Source organism: Parabacteroides leei, from assembly GCF_023369805.1.
Lineage (GTDB): Bacteria > Bacteroidota > Bacteroidia > Bacteroidales > Tannerellaceae > Parabacteroides > Parabacteroides leei.
Genome location: NZ_JAMBQG010000016.1, coordinates 15,489 through 37,166, shown reverse-complemented (window position 1 = coordinate 37,166; position 21,678 = coordinate 15,489). Strand labels below are relative to the sequence as shown.

The following is a 21,678-nucleotide window of genomic DNA, read 5'->3' as shown; positions in this document are numbered from 1 at the left end:
TCTTATTTAAAACGCTGACGGTTTAAGATGTAATCCTACAGTCTCTTCTAAACCGAACAGCAGGTTCATATTATGCACAGCCTGTCCGCTGGCTCCTTTCAACAAGTTGTCAATCATAGATATGACCAATAATTTGTTCTCATATTTCTGTAGATACAGGAGACACTTGTTTGTGTTTACCACCTGTTTCAGATCCGGATTCTTATCTGTAATGAACGTGAAAGAATGATCGTCGTAATATTCTTCGTAAATACGTTTGATCTCTTCCAGGCTAACCTTACAGTCGATGTAAGTGGTGGCAAAAATACCACGGGAGAAATTACCCCTTACCGGTATGAAGTTGATACTGCTATCGAAACTGTTCTGCAACTGGCGCAGGCTTTGTCCGATCTCTGCCAGATGCTGGTGAGTGAACGGCTTATAGATCGAAATATTATCGTTTCGCCAGCTGAAATGAGAAGTCGACGAAGGTTTAACACCGGCTCCTGTCGATCCGGTGATCGCATTCACATGCAGTTCTGAATTCAGCATCAGGTGTTTGGCCAGCGGCAAAACGGCTAGTTGGATACAGGTGGCAAAACAACCGGGGTTGGCAATGTGTCGGGAGTTGCAGATACGTCGTCGGTTCAGTTCGGGCAGACCGTAAACGAAATCGTGTTCGTCGCTTTCGATACGGTAATCCATGCTGAGGTCGATGATCTTCACGTTCTCAGGGACAGTATGGCTTTCCATAAATTTCTTTGTGTCGCCGTGGGCGGTACAGAAGAAAAGAAGGTCGATGCTGTTCAGAGGAAGCTGGTCGGTAAAACGCATATCGGTTTCTCCGAACAGGCCGCTATGAACGTCAGTGATCCGGTTTCCGGCGTTACTGGTACTATTCACAAATGTAATCTCGGCGTCCGGGTGATTAAGCAGCAAGCGAATCAGTTCGCCTGCCGTATATCCCGCACCACCTATAATTCCGATCTTGATCATATTTCTTCGTCCTTATGATTATTATAATAAACACGCAACGGAGTGGAAGTTACTTTGATAAAGCCTTTCGCATCTTCTGCCGTCCAGCCTTTCTGCATTTCGCCGTATTCACCGAATTTAGTCTTCACCAGGTCGTCTTTCGATTCAACACCGACGGTTGAGAATGAAAGCGGGCGGAGTTCGAGGATAGCCGTACCGTTTACGTTGCGCTGTGATTCCTGCAACATGGCTTCGATATCGCGCATAACCGGTTCGAGGTACTGGCTTTCGTGCAGGAACATTCCGTACCAGTTGGCTACCTGGTCTTTCCAGTACTGCTGCCATTTGCTCAATGTATATTTTTCAAGGAAACGGTGTGCACCGATGATCAGCATGGGAGCGGCAGCTTCAAAACCTACACGTCCCTTGATACCGATAATCGTATCGCCTACGTGCATGTCGCGGCCGATACCGTAGGCTGCGCCGATCTCTTCTACTTTCTGGATAGCGGCGATCTTATCTTCGAATACTTCACCGTTTACAGCATGGATCTCTCCGTTCTTGAATTCGATACGTAATTCTTCGCTACCGGTCTTTTCCACTTGTTTCAGGTAAGCGCTTTCAGGTAAGCCCTGTGCTGAATCAAGGATTTCTCCTCCACAGATGGAAGTTCCCCAAAGACCTACATTATAAGAATATTTCAGTTTTGTAAAGTCGGCAACAAAGCCATTTTCTTTCAGGTAGTTGATTTCATAGTCACGAGTCAACGCCATATCGCGTGTCAGGGTAATGATCTCTACATTCGGAGCCAGTACCATGAAAGTCATGTCGAAACGGATCTGGTCGTTACCGGCACCGGTTGAACCGTGAGCGATAGCATCTGCACCGATTTCGTTTGCATAGCGGACAATGGCTAATGCTTGGAAGATACGTTCTGAACTAACGGAAATAGGGTAGGTGCCGTTACGCAGTACATTACCGAATACCATATATTTCAGGCTCTTTTCGTAATATTCTTTAGTTACGTCGATTGTAACATATTTTGTTGCACCCAGTTTGTAGGCGTTTTCTTCGTTTTGTTTCAACTGCTCTTCGCTGAAACCACCAGTGTTAGCACAGGCCGCATATACTTCGTAACCCTTTTCTTTGGCAAGGTACATTACGGTAAAAGAGGTATCCAAACCTCCGCTGAATGCTACTACTACTTTCTTTTTCATTGTCTGTTTGTTTTATTTATTATTTTTATTTCTTTCGTCTGCTTCCCTTTTGGCACGATGCGGGTCGGCCGGGTCGAACAGCATGGCTGTACAAATACAATATTTGCGGCCTGTACGTTCCAGGATGTCATGGTTTACGCAACCGTTGCAACCGCGCCAGAATGATTCGTCGTCAGTCAGGTCGGCAAAAGTCACCGGTACATATCCCAGTTCCGTGTTCATTTTCATCACTGCCGCTCCTGATGTCAGGCTGAATATTTTCGCTTTCGGCCAACGCATACGAGCCAGCTGGAAGGTCATATCCTTAATCCGTTTGGCAATACCCAATCCACGGTAATCCGGATGAACGATTAACCCGGAAGTGGTGACGTATTGCTTATTTCCCCACGATTCTATATAACTGAAACCTGCAAACTTATCCCCTGCCAGCGCAATGACCGCTTTCCCTTCTATAATCTTTTGGGCCACGTATTCATGCGTACGCTTTGCGATACCGGTTCCGCGTACCTTGGCAGCGGCCTCTATTGTATCAAGAATTGTGTCGACATATACCTCATGAGAGGCATCAGCGATCATTACATCGATTTCTGTTTCCTGTTCCATTTCTTACTGCTTGTTCTTTGTCTACTTTGTTTATAAACGGAAGATCTCCAATCTCCCTTATCGCCCTTATATAAAATGTGATAATGCTTTTACTATCCGGTCCCGGCTGATCCCTTCGCGGGGGATGATCAGGATCGTGTCGTCTCCGGCTATCGTTCCCAGTATTTCGTGAGGAGCGTGGGTGTCGATATCGGAAGCGATACCCATCGCATATCCCGGTCTTGTCTTTACAACTGCCAGATTTCCGGAAAATTCGATGTTGGGATGATGTTGTGTCTGGGGCTTTTTCGGCTGTATCAACGCTGAATAATCGGGCAGACAATATACATAATCGCCGTTTGCATCGTGTACTTTGGCTACTTTCAGTTGCTTTATGTCGCGCGACAAAGTAGCCTGTGTAACCTGAAATCCGCTGGCTTCCAATTCTTTAAGCAGCTCTTCCTGATTACATATTGTCCTTGTTTGTATGATGCGACAAATAGCGTCCAATCGTTCCTTCTTTGTACTCATGTTTGTATATTTATGCAAAACGGTTGCAAATATAACGGGAATAATTGAATATTTATACATTGTTGCGCTGTTTTTTTGCATAATTATTTATCCTATATATCTATTGAGCAAAAATGCCTTTGGAATTGTTTTATTCTTATAAAGAAATGATAATTTTGTATCGGTAAAAACTAAATGAGAGATATGAAAAAGATTACAGGTTTATTAATGGCGGTATTTTTATTGCTGACTAGTTGCGGAAGTGTGCCTTTGACGGGAAGAAAACAAGTACTGCTTGTTTCGGATCAGGAAGTGTTGTCATCAAGCCTGACACAATATGGCGACTATATGAAATCGGCCACGAAATCTACTGATAAGGCTAAGAGTGAAATGGTTACCCGGGTAGGGAAGAAGATCGCAGCTGCAACCGAGGCTTATCTGAAAGCCAATGGAATGGAAAGCGAGATCAAGAATTTTCAATGGGAATTTAATCTGGTGAAAGACAACCAGGTGAATGCTTTCTGTATGCCGGGTGGAAAGATCGTGGTATATGAGGGCTTGCTTCCTTTGGTGGCATCGGATGACGAGTTGGCGGTCGTAGTTGGTCATGAAGTGGCCCATGCCGTAGCCAAACATAGTAACGAACGAATGAGCCAGCAGTTGATGACCCAATATGGTGCTGCTATCCTGGGACAGGCTGTAAGTGATAAAAGTGCAACTGTTCAGACGTTGGCAAGCACCGTCTACGGAGTGGGGGCACAGTATGGCGTCATGCTGCCTTTCTCGCGTAAGCATGAATCGGAAGCCGATTATATGGGGCTGGTGTTTATGGCTATGGCAGGTTATAATCCGGAAGTGGCGGTAAACTTCTGGCAAAAGATGTCTGCCGGAAAAGGAGGCAGCACACCGGAGTTTATGAGTACTCACCCGAGTGATGCAACACGTATAAATGATATTAAAAGATATCTTCCGGAGATAGAAAAGTACCGGACGAAGAAATAAAAAAAGTTGAAATTAAGATAAAAGGAATGGGGATTACACGGTGATCCCCATTTTTTTCATCAGGAAGCAAGCATTCATATTCTGTGCAACCCCTTCACGCAGTTGATACGAGAAGGTCAGTTCTTCATTTTTGATGTCTGCCTCAAAACGGTAATTCTTTATCTGGGCAGGGAATTCTTTTTCCAGTTCGCCCAGTGCCAGGTCGTGGGTTGCAATAATTCCGCAAGTCTGGTTAGACACCAATTGCTTCATCAGGGCAAGCGATCCTTTTTGTTTGTCGATAGAGTTGGTGCCCTTTAATATCTCATCCAGAATAATAAATAGTTTTTCCCCTTGCTGCAAACGGTCGATGATCATCTTCAGGCGTTTCAGTTCGGCAAAGAAATAAGATTCGTTGCTGACGAGCGAGTCGGAAGTGCGCAGGCTGGTTACCATTTTTGCCGGATATACCGTCAGTGAATCGGCATAAACCGGAGCTCCGATACAAGCTAACAGATAATTTACTCCGACCGTACGTAGGTAAGTACTTTTACCTGCCATATTCGCCCCGGTGATGATCAGAAACCAGGGACTTTTCTCGATGGATATATCATTTCTCACACAAACGTCACGGCGAAGTAGCGGATGTCCTAATGATTTACCACTCATCTTGAAATAAGTATCGGCTATCTCCGGATAAATGTATTCCGGGTGATTAAAGGCAAATCCTCCCAGCGAACTGTAAGCATCGAAGCGCCCCAACGCCTCAAACCAATGAGGGATGTCTTCTGCATGTGTCTGTATCCAGCTTTCCAATCTCATTGCAGTCCGGGTATCGCGTAAGATAAAGACATTCAGAATAATTCCTATGAAACTGATTCGTTGGTCGAGAGCCCCTATACATTTGGATAGCTTCTTTAACGCCTTCGAGGCTGTCCCGTCTGCTCCTGCAAACTGTTTGCTTATATCCGAAAGTTCTGCCGATTTGAAAATATCGCCTTCTATACTTTTGATCAGTAGGGAATAGGTGGAAAGTATCATTTCCATTTTATTCACGGAATTGTGAAGCGCAGTGATTTGTTTGGTGCGCATATTGGATAACAAGAATGCAAAAGCAAAGAATATTCCGAAAAAGGAAAAACTGATCAACTCCAATGCGATCCCGATAAACAGGGCAACCCAGCATGCAGGAATAATCCAGATCAGGCATTTCCAAAGTGTACTGGTAATAAACGAGGGAGTATGATTCGTCAATGCAGTTAATGTATTGACATCTCCTTTCTCTTTAGGATATTGTCTGCCGGTGACAAAGAAATGTTGTCTTAGCTGGGTTAGTGAGCTTAATTCCAGGATAGCCTCCTGGCGTTTCTTTATTTCCTCTTTGTCGGTAAGCGGATCGATAAACCATTTGGTGAGTGTCTCTTTTCCAACCACTGTCACTGTCCGGTTAATCGACTGGAAGATAGAACGGTTGCCGAACAGGTCGAGATCCAGGCTGAAGGAATGATCGGCCGAACTCTTTTCCGGTGCTCCGTCGAAAGCACTGAAGTCATAATCCAACGCCTTTAATTCGTCGTTGCATAATTGTACTAAAGTATCTGCGTACTCTTTCAGATAGGACAAGTGCGTATGATAAACCATTAGTGCGATGAACGGGATAATGAACGATACGACCGCACCGGACAACACTAACCAGCCTTCTGCTTTCAGTAGCCATATACTAGCGACAAGGCCGGCAACCAGCAACAAGCGGATTGTCCCACATAAATGCATTTTCTTTCTCAGACTATCCGAACGGCGTTTATAGGCTGTAATAGTTTCGTTATAATATTGGTATACTTTTTCCATGTGGACAAAGATATAAAAAATGAACATACCAGTTAAGGAATGGTTATTAATAAAAAAAGGGTTACCGAATGGACCATTATTCAGGCGATCAGGGTGAATTGTTTGGATAAAGGAATAGTACCTTTGTTTTGTTTATAGGGTTTATATAATAATGTTTATGAAGAAAATAACATTGTCTCTGTTGGTTTTATTCATCATGGGTTTTGTAAAAGTAACAGCCCAGGTGCTTGTGAAAGATCCTAAGATGGAATATAATGCAGATAGCGTACGTGCCGTATTGGATAAAGCTCCTTATTTTTCACTGTTTAAGGATAACTATTTTATCGGTGGAACAACGATCGGCCATAAACCGACTGCAGCCAATTCGGATGTCAAGTTTCAGTTGAGTATAGCCCAGCGGTTAACTAAAAGTAAATTACCTTTCGATACTTATCTTTTTATCCAGTATACACAGAAAGCCTTTTGGAATGTTTTCCAAAAATCTCTTCCTATGCGCGACCTGAACTTTAATCCGGGAATAGGGCTCGGGCATCTGATTATCCATCATAACAAATATATCGGAAAAGGATATCTGATGCTTGAACATGAGTCGAATGGGAAAGACAGCACAGCTTCGCGTAGCTGGAATAGGGTCACATTTGCTGCAGCGGTTGTCCTCAACAAGAACTGGGAAGCCCAGTTCAAAACCTGGATACCGATCGTCGACGGTAAGTATAACAAGAACTTGCTGAAATATAACGGTATATTCCAGATAGCAACTAATTTTCGAACGGATAATAAACGTTTTAACTGCGGAGTGATCCTGACGAAACGTAAAACATGGTTCAGCTTTAATACCCAGGTAGAGCTGAGCTATAAATTCAATAATAACGAAAACCAATATTTCTTCCTTCAATACTATAACGGATATGGTGAGAATTTGCTGGAATATAATCAGTTCAAGAGTATGTTGCGCATCGGTTTTGTGATAAAACCACAGGATTTCAGTATTTATTGAGAAACTTGAATGATTCTGTGAAGGAAATTGGCATTATATTCTGTCCTGATTAGATTGTTCCCTATTCCAAAAAAGTTTCATTAAGAAAAAACTGAATTTTATATTGGTGAAACTTTTATTGGGCAGGAAAATAGACTTTGCTTGAAATAGGTATAGATCAAAAAACTTTTTTTCAATAAGGAATGTTATTTATATAAATTCACCATTACGCATGTGGTTAATATAGTGAAGGTAAAGAGTGAGTAGAACCATTTTATTTTTGCATTCTTAACTTGATAAGAATGCCTTATTTTAAAAAAAGAGTGATTATGAATATCAAGATAATTTTATTAGCCTCATTGATGTGGCTAGGCTTCATTGCATGTAGCGATGACAACATTCAGGAAACGACAGGAAAGGAAGAGGGAATACCTACCTACATGAGTTTATCGGTTAATCTTCCCGGAAAGACAACGAGTAAAGCACTTCCAAATGATTATAATGAGGATGGTACCTATGCCGGACTGGACAGTCTGCAGACACTCGACGTATATATGAGATCGGGAGATGGAACTATTGAAACGAAACGTTTTATGGGATCGGATATTTCTCGTTCGCAAACGACTATATCTCCGAGTCAACCGTTTAAAACGACTTCCGGATATAAAACTATTTATATCGTTATAAATGATCCGAATCCGCTGGGTACTAGTATTATGACAGAGAAGGACCTTATAGCGACGGATGGTCTGGCAACGGTAATAACTGCAAACGGTGAAGACTATGACCTGATTACAATGACGGGAAAAGAGGAAAACCAGAGCATTGCTCCTGATGTCCCTATACAGGATGTGTCGAACGGCACGAATAAGATAGCGGTGAGTGTTGACCGTATTGCATCGAGGGTTATTGTAACTACTACGGCTTCAGCAGATCTGACCGATGATCAGGGAGCAAAAATCGGTTCTGTCTCCGAAGTGAACTTCTCCGTAGCCCAGGGAACTAATAAGATTCACTGGCTCGCTCAGACTGACTACGTATCCTATGGTAGCGACTACGTTCCGGCATTGGGCGAGTACGTAGGCCAGGCCGATACTTATTACGATTATTCGGGCTTGTCAGTAAAGAATGCAGTTCCCACGAAACCGGTTGCCGGAGAAGGATATAAGGCTTTGAAAGGTCAGTATCTGTTCGAGAACACCCATACGGAAGGCGATCTGGCTACAACTCAGTATAGAAAAGGAAATACAGCTTATGTACTGGTAAGAGCTAAATTTACTCCGGACCCGTCTGCTATCGTTGACGGAGGAACTTTGACTGGAGGAACTTTCTATGTGGGCCAGACCGACGGAAAGATCTATTCTTCCAAACAAGCGGCGCTTGCTGCTGTCTCTAACCAGAAAGTAGCTACTTACGTTGGTGGGAAGATGATTAACTATGCGTGGCTGAATCCCGATGATCTGGCTACCCCTTTGAACTCTCCGGTAGTGAGGAATCACATTTACCATGTTAATATTACTGGTTTCAAAAGACTTAGTTATAACTGGAATCCATTGTATCCGGAAGATCCGAATACCGTAAATCCTCAGAATCCAGATCCGAAACCAGGTCCTGAAGAACCCGAAATACCAATCGACCCTGTTGATCCTCTAAGTCCCGAACAAACGAATATGTCTGTCGAAGTCACAGTGTTGGACTGGACTGTACATTCTTATGATATTGAATTTTAATGTATTATACTGTTCCGGGCTGGGTTCTCGGACTTAGGCAGGAACAGTATAATTATATTAATTGTAGCTAAAAGTAATTTTATGAAATTATGTTTACAATCAATTTTGTCGATAAGCATAATCTTCTGTTTGTTTTTCTTTTCCGGATGTATTAAAGAGGATTACGATTGCGATTATTTTCAGAAACTTATAGTATCTGTATATTCCAAGTCTCTTTGTGAGACGGATACTGTTTATCCGGCGGAAGTTAAAGATTTGACTTTATGTGTATTTGATGAAAACGATATACTGGTAGCATATGCCCATAAGGGTGATGTTACTCTGGGAAAAGGATATAGTGAGGAAATAACTATCGCAGATAAAGGGCTTTACACAGTGATGGCATGGGCGGGAATCAATGTTCCGTATTTTGAAACCCAACAGCTACAGCTGGGGAAAACAACAAAAAGCGATTTGTTGTTCCGTCTGCAACGTTCGAAGAGTGTAGCGGCTTTGATAAAGGAAGGACGAGTCTATTCCGGTGAAAGCCGTGCTGTTTACATGGATGGCGGAACTTCAGCTGTTGCGGAAACGACCTCTGTTAATCTTCAGGAGATTACAAACCGACTCACAATTTCCGTGGAAGGGTTGAAGGGTAATGTTGAAGATCATGAAGTGTATGTTGAATCCGATAATGGCTCCATGGTAATGGACGGAAGCATTGCCGGTGATGAAGTAGTAAGGCACAATCCTGTTGCTCTGTCATATAGCAGTCAGCTGAATGCAGAATTTTCTCTTCTGAAACTTGAAACAGGCCATAATAATACAATTGTGGTTCGGAATAAGGTAAGCGGTAAAGAACTTTATAGAGGCAGTCTGTTAGGTACGCTTTTACTGAAAAATCCTGAAGTCGATTTAAACTGTGACCATGATTTTGCCATCAGATTCACAACACAAGACCAGTGCGAATGTGGTAATTATGTCATCACGGAAATATGGGTAAATAACTGGCTGGTGCATAGCTACGATACGGAAATGTGATTTCCGGCTAGGAATAAACTGGCCACTAATGAATGAAAATAATGAGATTGGTAAAATATAACATACAATATAGACATTGCCTGGCAGGCTTGCTTTTCCTACTGATGGCAATGTCTGGTTGTGCGGATGAGGAGCGTATCGATAGCGGTACGGATGGGTATGCTTTTATCAACTTGTCAGTCCGTACTTCATTATCGAGCATCAATGATGATAGACGTTTCTGGGAGGACCGTGTAGATGAAGTCCGGATGATTGCATTCGATTCCGGCGACGGTTCTGTTGTATTTAACCGGAAACTCTATTTTCCCGATGGCTTTGAAACAACGAGCAATCCCGTCACTATATATCCGGGTACTTATGATTTCTACTTCATTGCGAATGAATCTGTCTATTCCGGCGATTTTGTATCGGCTCTGCTCGATATATCGAATAAGTCTGATTTCAGCACAGATGCCAGGTTTACCGATATAGCCTATAACTCCGGATTTAAACCTGACGGAAGTAGTCGGGAAGGACGTTTTTTGATGTCGGGTATTTATGAGAATATCACGGTAGTCAAGGGTGGAACCGAGCAGGCTCCCGTACTACTGCCTTTACCTACAAACAGCGTAGAGTTGATACGGGCCATGGCGAAAGTGGAAGTTGTCATTCGTAAGAAAGTACCGGGCAGTACACTTCCCGACCATGCCGTAACTTCCATTCAACTGAAAAATGTAGCTTCGGACTTATCCGTTCCTCCTTATGACAATTATTATCCGGGTGATAGAAGCTCTTCCCTGGAGGCATCTCTTTCAGAGCTTAATTACCAGAAGGATAGCATAGGAGCCGTTGTGTTCTATATCCCGGAATTACTTCTTCCGGAGAATGGTACGGATTATACGGAATTATATATCAATAATAAAGTGTTCGCAATAGAGAACGATCCGGATAAAGTCGGTATTACCGACCAAAGACGTATTGTTCCGGTTTTGTCGGACAATAGTGTGATCCGTAATTATCATTATATCGTAAATGCGTATATAAATACCGAAGGAGAAATTGAAACGCGGATTGAAGTGGAGCCTTGGGTAAAAGATACATATACGTATATATTTCAGGGTAATGAGCATATTGTACTTCCTCCCGTACTTCCAACGGATTCGAGTATCGTTATGCCTACCGATTGTGGAAAGATCGAGATGATGACAAGAGATGAAACTTTATCGCAAGGACTGAAAGAGGGGTATGGTGATGAAATTATTTATTATGATCCTGCAACCGGACAACCGGCTATCAAGGAAGGGGAGGCGCCTTACTACTGCGAGAAGAAATATGGTAAAGGGTGGCGAATGATTAATTCCTGTGAGTTGATGTCTTATATGGCACTGTTGGATAAGACTTATACGATATGGATGTCGAATACATGGGATGCCAATACTTACAATAAAAATCATCCGGGTGCCCCCATTCCTTATTATTCCCTGACTTTAAGGAAGGCAGCCCAATCTTTACTGGAGAAATTGACAGGAAGGGATTTATCGGCTACTGTGTTGATGAATGAAAATAACTGGGAAGACAAAATCAGTGACGTAAAGTTGGGGGTAGTCGATACCTATTACACCCCCGGAGATATTAAGGTAAGAGTGGATGATTATCTGGAAGGATGGCCGTTTCCGTCTCCTCCCGCTACACCTGCCGGAGAGTCCTGGATTTACAATGAAGCGGCTATTCAGGTAAAGGCATTCTGGTATTCTGCCGGTTACGTGGATTTGTCTAACCGTGCCAATTGGGACAAAGTGTTATACGGGAACTTCCAGCGGTTTGATTACAATGCTACAACCCGTTGTGTAAGAACTGTTGAATAGGAGGAAATTATTATGTACAGACTGATTTTTGTAGTATCAATAATATTATTCAGCACAATGAGTTGCAGTGACGACAATATGCCGAAGCCGGATGTGGATACAACTGCGTATATCAGGCTACAACAGGGCAATTTTAAAAGTAAAACGATGGTAGATGAGGATAATCTGAAGAGCGAACAGACAATTAATACTATTGCCTTATTCCTCACTGAGCCCTCTTCCAATGAGATTGCTTATAAATATGTCAATATAGGTTCAATGGACATGGATGAATACAGGCTGATCGCTTTACCTCTCCAGTTGTCCGAGCTTCAAAAGAAGGATGTTTATATGATCACCAATTATGGGAATGCCGACTTGGCTGCAGTTAACACTCTCGATGATATAATGGATCTGACTACTCCTGCAGTGGATAAGAACCATGAATTGGATCCGGATGAAGGCTTTTGCATGTATGGAGAATTACTGGACTACGACTTTACCGATATGAATTCTTCTGCTATCGTGAATGTGGAACGTACTTGTGCCAAATACAGGATCACACTTACGTTCCCGGAAAATCCTGCATTAAGTACGGATAATACGTTTGTCATAGCCAATGAGGCAAGTTATACCCATATTGTAGAGGGACTGAGAGGTGGGCTTTCGAGCTCTGATTATTTTAATATTGCCGATCCGATTACTTTTGAACCGGATGGAACCGGAAAGTATATGAATATCGTTTATATGTACGAAGCTGAAAAGGCGCCGCAGATTTATCTGTATACCCGGATAAATAATTCTTCAGAGAAGCAGGAGTTTTCTACCGAATTGCCGATACCATACCGGAATTATATCTATGACATAGATATACGGATTTATGAGAACCAAACTACAGGGTTAAGGAGTATGGCACCTCGGTATAGAATGGAAACCAGTGTAAAGGCTGCATTATCGGATTAAATTTCCCCACACGAGTGGGGCTTATGATAAAATAGTGATCTAAAAAGTATACGGTTATTATTGGAAAGTTTGTTATGGTAAATATTCGTGTAACGACTCTCCACCGAATTTTTGTATCTTTGCTCCTTAAAGTAAAGTATACAAGGCAATATGATCAGTTATTTACAGATAGACGGACTGACCAAGAGCTTCGGCGATTTGGTTCTTTTTGAGGATATTACATTTGGTATTGCACAAGGTCAGAAAGTGGGCCTTATTGCAAAGAACGGTACAGGTAAAACTACATTACTGAATATCATTGCCGGAAAGGAGGATTATGATAATGGGGCGGTTGTGTTCCGCAACGACCTGCGTGTCGGTTATCTGGAGCAGACACCTGTTTATCCGGAAGGGTTGACCGTGCTGCAGGCTTGTTTCTATTCTCCCAATGAGACGGTACGCCTGATTGCCGAGTATGAAGAAGCTATGGCCAGCGATGATCATTCCAACCTGCAGGATATCCTGATGCGTATGGATAACCTGAAAGCCTGGGATTATGAACAGCGTGCCAAACAAATTCTATCACAATTGAAGATTACAAACTTCGATCAGAAAGTAGAACATCTGTCCGGTGGACAGTTGAAACGTGTGGCATTGGCTAACGTTCTGATCACCGACCCCGAACTGATCATTCTCGATGAGCCGACCAACCACCTCGATCTGGAGATGACCGAATGGCTGGAAGGATATTTGAGCCGTGCGAATATAAGTATCCTGATGGTTACGCACGACCGTTATTTCCTGGACCGTGTCTGCAGCGAGATTATCGAAATAGACCGTCAGCAAATTTACCAGTATAAAGGTAATTACAGCTATTATCTGGAAAAGCGTCAGGAACGGATGGAGACGATGAACACAGAGGTGGAACGTGCCAACAACCTGTTGCGTAAAGAGTTGGAATGGATGCGTCGTCAGCCGCAGGCACGCGGTACGAAAGCTAAATATCGTATCGATGCTTTTTATGAACTGGAAAAGAAAGCCAAGCAGCAACGGGACAACGGGAATGTGAACCTGGATGTGAAAGCATCCTATATCGGCTCGAAGATATTTGAAGCGGAGCATGTTACGAAAAGTTTCGGCAATATCAAGATAGTAGAAGATTTCAATTATATTTTTGCCCGTTACGAAAAAATGGGTATCGTAGGTAACAACGGAACAGGGAAGTCTACCTTTATTAAAATGCTGATGGGCGAAGTGGAACCGGATAGCGGACGCTTCGATGTCGGCGAAACAGTCCGTTTCGGCTATTACAGTCAGGATGGATTGCAGTTTGACGAGCAGATGAAGGTAATCGATGTCGTGCAGGATATAGCCGAATATGTCGATCTTGGGGACGGAAAGAAGTTGGGTGTTTCCCAATTTCTGAATTATTTCCTGTTCACTCCCGAAAAGCAACATAGCTATGTTTACAAACTGAGTGGTGGAGAGAAACGCCGTCTTTATATGTGTACTGTCCTGATGCGTAACCCGAACTTCCTTGTCTTGGATGAGCCGACCAACGATCTGGATATTGTGACCCTGAATGTATTGGAAGAGTATCTGCGTAACTTTAAGGGGTGTGTAATCGTTGTTTCGCACGACCGTTACTTTATGGATAAAGTAGTCGATCACCTGTTGGTATTCCGTGGTAATGCCGATTTGAAGGATTTTCCTGGTAATTATACCCAATACCGTGACTGGAAAGAGGTGCAGGATCAGTTGGAGAAAGAGGCGGAGGCGGCCCGTCAGCCCAAACAAACACCGGCTCCTGAAAAGAATAACCGTCCGCAGCCTGAGCAGAAAAAGAAACTGACCTTCAAAGAACGGAAAGAATTTGAAGCACTGGAGGTGGAAATACCGCAGCTTGAAGCCGAAAAGGCAGAACTGGAAACAGCAATGAGTAGCGGAACGCTTAGCAACGATGAATTGATGACTAAGTCGGAACGTATTGCGAAAGTAATTGAAGAAATCGACGAAAAGACAATGCGTTGGCTGGAGCTAAGTGAATTGGCTTAATACGATATTACATATATAATATAATGTACGGGTGGGAGTATTTCCATCCGTATTTAATTACTAAAGATATGAACGAAACGAAACCTGTGCTTTGGAACCGGAATTTCATTCAGTGTTGTATCTCTTATTTCCTGATGAACTTCTCATTCTACATGTTGATGCCAACTATGCCGGTTTACTTGGTGGAAGTTTTGAAGATTAATCCGTCGGAAGTGGGAATCGCTCTTTCCAGTTATTCGATCGGTTTGTTATGTGTTCGTCCGTTCTCCGGATATCTGGTGGATTGTTTTTCTCGCAAGCCATTATATTTGTTGGCTTTTATGGTTTTTGCCTGTATGTTTACCGGTTATTTGTTTGCAACGACGGTGTTGACTATTATGACAGTTCGTTTTATTCAGGGTGGGTTTATGGGAATGACTTCCGTTGCCGGAAATACCATAGCGATCGATGTGATTCCTTCCAAACGAAGAGGGGAGGGAATGGGTTTTTATGGGTTGACGATCAATCTGGCGATGTCGCTCTCGCCGTTGGTGGCCGTGTTTATCTATGATCGGTTCGGTTTTCATCCCGTGGTTTTTGCCGGATTGGTAATCGCTTTGGTGGGTGTCGGTTCGGTTTGCCTGATCCGTTATCCGAAGCGGGAGAAAGTACCGAGACCAACTTTTTCACTGGATCGTTTTATCCTGGTGAAAGCATTGCCGACAGCGCTGGCCTATCTGTTGAGTGCGATTCCTTATGGGATGGTGACCTCTTTTGTGGTGTTGTACGGGAAAGAAATCAATGTCGCAAATCCGGGTTATTTCTTTATTTTCATGGCGATAGGAGTCGGAGTGGCCCGTCTTATTTCCGGACGTTTGGTCGATCACGGAAAGATTCATCTGGTCTCGATCAGTGCACTGACGTTCCTGACACTTTCGTTTGCCGTTTTTGCCCTTTTCCATAATGAGATTGTTTTCTTCGCTTCTGCGCTGGCTATCGGTATCGGATTTGGTGTTTGTGTACCGGCTATTCAATGTCTTTTTGTGAATGTGGCTCCGCATCATATGCGTGGGACGGCTACTTCCACTTATCTGACTTCTTTCGATTTCGGTGTGGGAATCGGTATGCTTGCTGCCGGTTTTATTGCTTCACGTGCTGATCTGGCAACAGCTTATTTAGTCGGTTCGGGTTGTTGCCTGGTGTCGCTTCTGGTTTATCTGCGTTGGGTACGGTCGTCGTATGAGAAGAATAAACTGATAGACTGATTACGTTTCAAATACCTGTTCGTGAACAATGTTATAAAACATATTGTTATATATCTGAACGCAAGAATAAAAGAGAGATAGATTGGAGGCAGCGGCCTCCATGTTTAGGTTTATTAATTTAATGTTTAGGTATTATGAGACGTTTAGGTATGGCTGTAGCAGCCATTTTATTATGTGCAACAGTAGGTTTTGCACGCGAGAACCGTAAGATGAGTAAGGAACCGTTTGCTATTAACTTTGAAAAACTGAGTTATTATTTACAATTAACTCCATCTCAGACAAATGAAGTAGCAAATATAAATGAATATTTCCTTGATATGCAACGTGCAAGCCTTCGTTCAAGCGAAAGCAAACAACAGGAGAAGATGCATCAGGCTGTTTACGGGAACTTGAAATTGATGAAACAGGTTCTGACTCCCGATCAGTATCGCAAATATGTAACATTGTTGAATGTAACAAATAATAATAACCGCGCATTGAGCCTTTAATAAAGAAAGGATTCGGATAAAATATCATTCGGAGAACGGTTACTGAAAATTGATAGAAGAGATTGCACATTTTGTTGGTGCAGTCTCTTCTTTTTATATATTGTGGCACTTAAAAATATTGATTAATCTATTATGAGTTGTCTGGTATCATTCATGATTTATTTACGTTGGGTGTGGTCCTCGTATGAAAGGTATAAGCTGTCTGCTTGAATATCAAAACTGAATTTGAAAAAAAGGTTATAGGTTTGTAAAAGAAGTGGTTGTTATCGGTTATGCAGATTTAATGTTTTACATTTGTCAAAGATGATATATTTTTTACAGTAACAAACTAATGTAGATATAAATGAGAATGGGATATAGATCGATTTTTTTATTATTTAGTAGCTTATTCGTTCTCATTTCATGCCAGGATGATGAGGACATAGACAAACCAATTCTTTCAGATGTAGACATAGAATTGACAATCGGTGATAAAATATATGCAGTAGTAGGAGATACTTTAAAAATTTATTTTAATAGTATTATTAACTATGACGCTGAAAATTGCGGTTTAGCTTTGAAATGCGACAAAGGGAACAGTTATAGTAAATACTGGCGATATATACCAGATTCGAAAGATGTCGGTGAATGTACGATGGAACTCCAAATCTATGATTTCAAGGGAAATATACTTGATCGTAAAGATGTAACTCTTATTACTAGAAAAGCTAAAAATCCGAAGTCTCGCCAGAATATCTTATGTTTGGGGAATAGCTTAATGTATGCTGGACAGACTCCAATAGAATTAAGTCGCCGATTAAAAAATACTCCGGGAGTGGCTCAACTACCTGAAGGGCTATCTTTAACTAACTTTTATTTGGTCGGTCGATTACAAAATGATAGTCATACTATTGGTTGGGAAGGAAACCCCGGTTGGACTTGGCAAAAATATATAGATGGTTTTGATATCCGATCTTATGTCGATCAATATTGTAATGGACAACTTGATTATATCTATTTACAGTTAGGAATCAATGAATTATTATGGCTAGATCCATTTGCCGATCAATCTTTTATTATAAATGGAGCAAAAAAAATTATTAATCGGATTCATAAAAGTTTCCCGTCTTGCCGGGTTCTGTTAGGTAGTGCTTTGCTGCCTTCCCAAAATGGTGGATTGGGTAATAAATATCCGGCTAATATAACTTCCGGTATTTATGGAGAGAAAGGTTTTAACTTGAAAGTTCATCGTTTGAATAAGGCATACAATGATTTGGCTAATTCTCCCGATTATGTCTCTTTTACGTATTTTATAGACAATAATGCTCTCTAAATGCCTACCCTAGTATAGAACGTCCTTCTGATAATTATGTTCCGGGGAATGAGACTATAGATACCGATGGAATACATCCTACCAATATTGGTTATTGGCAAATAGCTGTTGGTATATTTCGTGGATTGATCGGAATTCAATAGATATTTACTTGTTATTATTTACAATTAATTTCTTCTTGGGTAGAAAAAGATTCTGACTCAGGATTAGTATCGCAAATATGTAACATTGTTGAATGTAACAAATAATAATAACCGCGCATTGAGCCTTTAATAAAGAAAGGATTCGGATAAAATATCATTCGGAGAACGGTTACTGAAAATTGATAGAAGAGATTGCACATTTTGTTGGTGCAGTCTCTTCTTTTTTTCTATATCTTTGCGACACTAAAAAAACAAATAATGAAATAACGTTTAATCTTTGTTATGAAACAGCTAAGTCTTCCTTCTAATGCTACTTTGAAAAGTGCTGTCGTCGACTACTCTTTTATCGTGGTCGGGGCTTTTCTTCAGGCACTGAGTTATGTATTGTTCCTTGCTCCTTTTAAGATTGTTCCGGGAGGGTGTTATGGTATTTCCATTGTGATACATTATGTAACGAAAGGGGTTTTCTCGATTTTTCCGGATGGTTTGCCGATGGGTGCTACTGCTTTATGCTTTAATATTCCGTTGATGATCCTGGCAATGAAAAAGATCGGTCTGTCGTCCGGTCCTAAAACGATTGTGACATTCCTTCTGATATCCATCTTTACGGATACTTTGTCGTATTTCTGTGGAAATGAACCGTTGGTGGAGAACGATACTTTTATAGCCTGTTTTTATGGCGGAGCAATATTGGGTATCGGTGTAGCCTGTATTTTTAAGGCGCAAAGTACGAGTGCAGGAACAGATGTTCTTGCCCGCGTGATAGCCAACAATTCCAATCTGAAAGTCAGCAATATGATCATTCTGCTGGATTCGGCAGTCGTATTGCTGGGCTTAATCGTCTTTAAGGATTGGGCTGTTCCTTTGTATTCCTGGTTCACTATTTTCGTATATGGCAAGGTTGTTGAGATGTTCCAGACGGAAAACCCGAACCGTGCCGTATTTATCGTGTCGAAAAAGACACAGGAAATAAAGGATCTTATTGTCGGAAAGATGGGGATGCGCGGTACATTCCTGCACGGACGGGGAATGTATGAAGGTAAGGAGAAAGAGATCATTTTTACAATAGCCGAACGTAAGGACATGCCGCGTTTGAAAGATGAGATCAAAGAGATAGATCCGAGTGCCTTTATATCGACAATGCATGCAAGCAAGGATTCTCCTCGTCCGGGAATTTGAGGAATTGAAAAATGATAATTGAAAATTGAAAATTAAATGACGGGAAAACGTGCAAACCGACATTAATTTTCAATTTTCAACTTTCAATTTTCAATTATTTCCTATCTTTGCCGAACTTTAAACTAACATATAGAAAAAGTAATGCCTAATATCTCACAGCGGGGTGTCGACATGCCGGCTTCCCCCATTAGAAAACTAGTTCCGCTAGCCAATAAGGCTAAGGCAAAGGGTACCAAGGTGTACCATCTGAATATCGGTCAACCGGATTTACCTACTCCTGAAGTCGCGATGGAGGCCATGCGCCGTATTGACCGTAAAGTTTTGGAGTATTCTCCCAGTGAGGGAATACGTAGTTTCCGTGAGAAATTGGTTACCTACTATGCGAAATTCAATATCAATGTAGATGTTGACGATATAATCATCACTACCGGTGGCTCCGAAGCTGTATTTTTTTCTTTTATGGCTTGCCTGGACCCGGGTGACGAAATCATTGTTCCGGAACCTGCGTATGCGAACTACATGGCTTTCGCTATCTCCTGCGGGGCTGTGATCAAAACGGTTCCGTCCACTATCGACGAGGGGTTCGCTCTTCCATCGGTAGAACGTTTTGAGGAACTGATCACACCGCGTACGAAAGCGATCCTGATCTGTAACCCGAACAATCCGACCGGTTATCTCTATACACAAAAGGAGATGGATCAGATCCGTGATATCGTGAAGAAGTACGATCTGTTCCTTTTCTCGGATGAGGTATATCGCGAGTTCTGTTATACCGGGGCCCCTTATATCTCTGCTTTCCATTTGAAAGGGATAGAGAATAACGTGGTGTTGGTCGATTCAGTGTCTAAACGTTACAGCGAATGCGGTATCCGTATCGGTGCGCTGATCACGAAGAACCAGATGGTGAAGGAAAATGTTATGAAATGGTGTCAGGCCCGTTTGAGTCCTCCATTGATCGGACAGATCATTGCCGAGGCTTCATTGGATACGCCTGAAGAGTATATGCTGGAGGTGTATAACGAATATGTGGAACGTCGTAAATTCCTGATCGACGGCTTGAATCGTATTCCGGGATGCTATTCTCCGATCCCTATGGGAGCATTCTATACCGTAGCCAAGTTGCCGGTAGACGATGCCGACAAGTTCTGTGCCTGGTGTCTGGATGAGTTCGAATATGAGGGACAGACGGTTATGATGGCTCCGGCTTCCGGTTTTTATACAACACCCGGCTTAGGAAAGAACGAGGTTCGTATCGCTTACGTCCTGAAAAAGGAAGACTTAGCTAATGCACTGATCGTCTTAGCAAAGGCACTGGAGGCATATCCGGGAAGAGTCGTTTAATCAGTTGGCAGTTGACAAGTGACAGTTGGCAGTTAAATGTTTGTTCAATTGTCGATTGTCAACTGTCAACTATCAACTGAATCGAATTGAACTTAGAACTATTTATAGCGCAAAGAATTCATTTTAGCAAAGAGGGTGATCGTCAGGTCACACCTCCTGCTGTGCGTATTGCCATAATCGGTATTGCACTCGGGCTGGCTGTGATGATTCTTTCTGTAGCGATCGTAATTGGTTTTAAGAAGGAAGTCCGTAATAAGGTGATCGGGTTTGGTTCTCATATCCAGATCACTAACTTTGATAATAATAGTTCGTACGAGTCGACACCGATAGCGGTAAGCGATTCTTTGCTTCAGGCGCTTCATGCGTTTCCCGGGGTTCGCCATGTGGAGACTTTTGCCACGAAGATGGGGATTATGAAGACCGATAACGATTTTCAGGGAGTTGTATTGAAAGGGGTGGATACGGATTATGACTGGTCTTTCTTTCGCAATAACCTGAAGGAGGGCGAAATACTCACGATAAATCCGGATAAAACTTCCACAGATGTTATTATTTCCAGATATCTGTCTAATCTGCTTGGTCTTAAACTGGGGGATTCTTTTCTGACTTATTTTGTACAAGAAGATGTCCGTGCACGTAAATTTACGATTACAGGTATTTATGAGACGGGATTCCTGGATTATGATAAGTTGTTTGTATTGGCTGATATCAAGCAGATCCGCCGTTTGAACGGTTGGGAAAAGGATCAGGTGAGCGGTCTGGAATTACTGGTCGATGATTATGACGATCTGGATCAGACTGCGGAGGATTTGTATTTCGATCTCGTAGAGAAGCAGGACCGGAACGGGAATACCTATTTTGTTCGTTCGATAAAGGAAATGAACCCCATGATCTTTAACTGGCTGGATGTATTGGATATAAATGTGGTGGTGATATTGGTCCTAATCTTTGCAGTAGCCGGATTTACCATGATCTCAGGCCTGTTGATCATCATTTTGGAACGAACCAATATGATCGGTATCCTGAAAGCACTGGGGGAAAACAATACCAGTATCCGTAAAGTCTTTCTTTATATTTCTTTTTTCCTTATCGGGAAAGGAATGCTTTGGGGGAATGTGATCGGTATTGCTATTTGTCTGATACAGTCTCATTTCCATATTATCACGCTTGATCCTTCCACTTATTATCTGGATGCAGTTCCCATCGACCTGAATATTCTATCGCTTGTCCTGTTGAATATCGGAACTTTATGTGCGTCTATGCTGATGATGCTGGGCCCTTCTTACCTGATCACCAAGATCGATCCGGCAAAAAGTATCCGTTTCGAATAATC

General features: G+C 42.2%; 18 protein-coding genes. 13 read left to right on the top strand and 5 right to left on the bottom strand.

Annotated features, from left to right (window positions below):
- Positions 1-6: 6 nt before the first annotated feature.
- The 4 genes from argC to argR all read right to left on the bottom strand — a co-directional run bounded on the left by argC (position 7) and on the right by argR (position 3,284).
- Positions 7-975 carry an N-acetyl-gamma-glutamyl-phosphate reductase gene (gene argC, locus M1P97_RS19510; RefSeq protein WP_249389953.1) on the bottom strand — a complete coding sequence of 323 codons (969 nt, stop codon included), beginning with the start codon at positions 973-975 and terminating at the stop codon, positions 7-9.
- A complete protein-coding gene (locus M1P97_RS19505; protein ID WP_249389952.1) occupies positions 972-2,171 on the bottom strand; it encodes an argininosuccinate synthase in 1,200 nt (399 codons plus the stop codon). The genes argC and M1P97_RS19505 overlap by 4 nt, the downstream gene beginning before the upstream one ends.
- 12 nt (positions 2,172-2,183) lie before the next feature.
- A complete protein-coding gene (locus M1P97_RS19500) occupies positions 2,184-2,774 on the bottom strand; it encodes a GNAT family N-acetyltransferase (protein ID WP_195374409.1) in 591 nt (196 codons plus the stop codon).
- A gap of 66 nt (positions 2,775-2,840) precedes the next feature.
- Complete coding sequence (gene argR, locus M1P97_RS19495; RefSeq protein ID WP_075560094.1) at positions 2,841-3,284, bottom strand: arginine repressor; 444 nt, start codon at positions 3,282-3,284, stop codon at positions 2,841-2,843.
- A gap of 183 nt (positions 3,285-3,467) precedes the next feature.
- Here argR and M1P97_RS19490 point away from each other — a divergent pair, with 183 nt between their 5' ends.
- On the top strand, positions 3,468-4,265 hold the full coding sequence (locus M1P97_RS19490) for a M48 family metallopeptidase (RefSeq protein ID WP_249389951.1): 798 nt from the start codon (positions 3,468-3,470) through the stop codon (positions 4,263-4,265).
- 33 nt (positions 4,266-4,298) lie between these two features.
- On the opposite strand, the gene M1P97_RS19485 is transcribed toward M1P97_RS19490, so the two are convergent.
- Positions 4,299-6,092 carry a MutS-related protein gene (locus tag M1P97_RS19485; RefSeq protein WP_249389950.1) on the bottom strand — a complete coding sequence of 598 codons (1,794 nt, stop codon included), beginning with the start codon at positions 6,090-6,092 and terminating at the stop codon, positions 4,299-4,301.
- 196 nt (positions 6,093-6,288) lie between these two features.
- Here M1P97_RS19485 and M1P97_RS19480 point away from each other — a divergent pair, with 196 nt between their 5' ends.
- From M1P97_RS19480 to M1P97_RS19425, 12 genes are all read left to right on the top strand, one after another.
- Entirely contained in the window at positions 6,289-7,089 is an 801-nt protein-coding gene (locus M1P97_RS19480) for a phospholipase A (RefSeq protein WP_394803934.1), read from the top strand.
- 308 nt (positions 7,090-7,397) lie between these two features.
- The gene (locus tag M1P97_RS19475; RefSeq protein ID WP_249389948.1) at positions 7,398-8,798 is read left to right on the top strand and encodes an Mfa1 family fimbria major subunit; all 1,401 of its coding nucleotides are present in this window, start codon (positions 7,398-7,400) and stop codon (positions 8,796-8,798) included.
- Between the two features lie 81 nt (positions 8,799-8,879).
- Entirely contained in the window at positions 8,880-9,818 is a 939-nt protein-coding gene (locus M1P97_RS19470) for a FimB/Mfa2 family fimbrial subunit (protein ID WP_249389947.1), read from the top strand.
- A gap of 41 nt (positions 9,819-9,859) precedes the next feature.
- The gene (locus M1P97_RS19465; protein ID WP_249389946.1) at positions 9,860-11,662 is read left to right on the top strand and encodes a FimB/Mfa2 family fimbrial subunit; all 1,803 of its coding nucleotides are present in this window, start codon (positions 9,860-9,862) and stop codon (positions 11,660-11,662) included.
- 57 nt (positions 11,663-11,719) lie between these two features.
- A complete protein-coding gene (locus M1P97_RS19460; RefSeq protein ID WP_249389945.1) occupies positions 11,720-12,604 on the top strand; it encodes a hypothetical protein in 885 nt (294 codons plus the stop codon).
- A 150-nt stretch (positions 12,605-12,754) separates the two neighbouring features.
- Positions 12,755-14,638 (top strand): ABC-F family ATP-binding cassette domain-containing protein, encoded by a 1,884-nt coding sequence (locus tag M1P97_RS19455; RefSeq protein ID WP_195374422.1) that lies wholly within the window; start codon positions 12,755-12,757, stop codon positions 14,636-14,638.
- Positions 14,639-14,706: 68 nt separating this feature from the next.
- Complete coding sequence (locus M1P97_RS19450) at positions 14,707-15,882, top strand: MFS transporter (protein ID WP_249389944.1); 1,176 nt, start codon at positions 14,707-14,709, stop codon at positions 15,880-15,882.
- A 134-nt stretch (positions 15,883-16,016) separates the two neighbouring features.
- The gene (locus tag M1P97_RS19445) at positions 16,017-16,370 is read left to right on the top strand and encodes a hypothetical protein (protein WP_249389943.1); all 354 of its coding nucleotides are present in this window, start codon (positions 16,017-16,019) and stop codon (positions 16,368-16,370) included.
- 343 nt (positions 16,371-16,713) lie between these two features.
- Positions 16,714-17,682 (top strand): hypothetical protein, encoded by a 969-nt coding sequence (locus M1P97_RS19440; protein WP_249389942.1) that lies wholly within the window; start codon positions 16,714-16,716, stop codon positions 17,680-17,682.
- A gap of 425 nt (positions 17,683-18,107) precedes the next feature.
- The gene (locus tag M1P97_RS19435) at positions 18,108-19,004 is read left to right on the top strand and encodes a YitT family protein (RefSeq protein WP_195374426.1); all 897 of its coding nucleotides are present in this window, start codon (positions 18,108-18,110) and stop codon (positions 19,002-19,004) included.
- Between the two features lie 141 nt (positions 19,005-19,145).
- A complete protein-coding gene (locus M1P97_RS19430; RefSeq protein WP_195374427.1) occupies positions 19,146-20,345 on the top strand; it encodes a pyridoxal phosphate-dependent aminotransferase in 1,200 nt (399 codons plus the stop codon).
- Positions 20,346-20,431: 86 nt separating this feature from the next.
- A complete protein-coding gene (locus M1P97_RS19425; RefSeq protein WP_195374428.1) occupies positions 20,432-21,676 on the top strand; it encodes an ABC transporter permease in 1,245 nt (414 codons plus the stop codon).
- Positions 21,677-21,678: the final 2 nt, after the last annotated feature.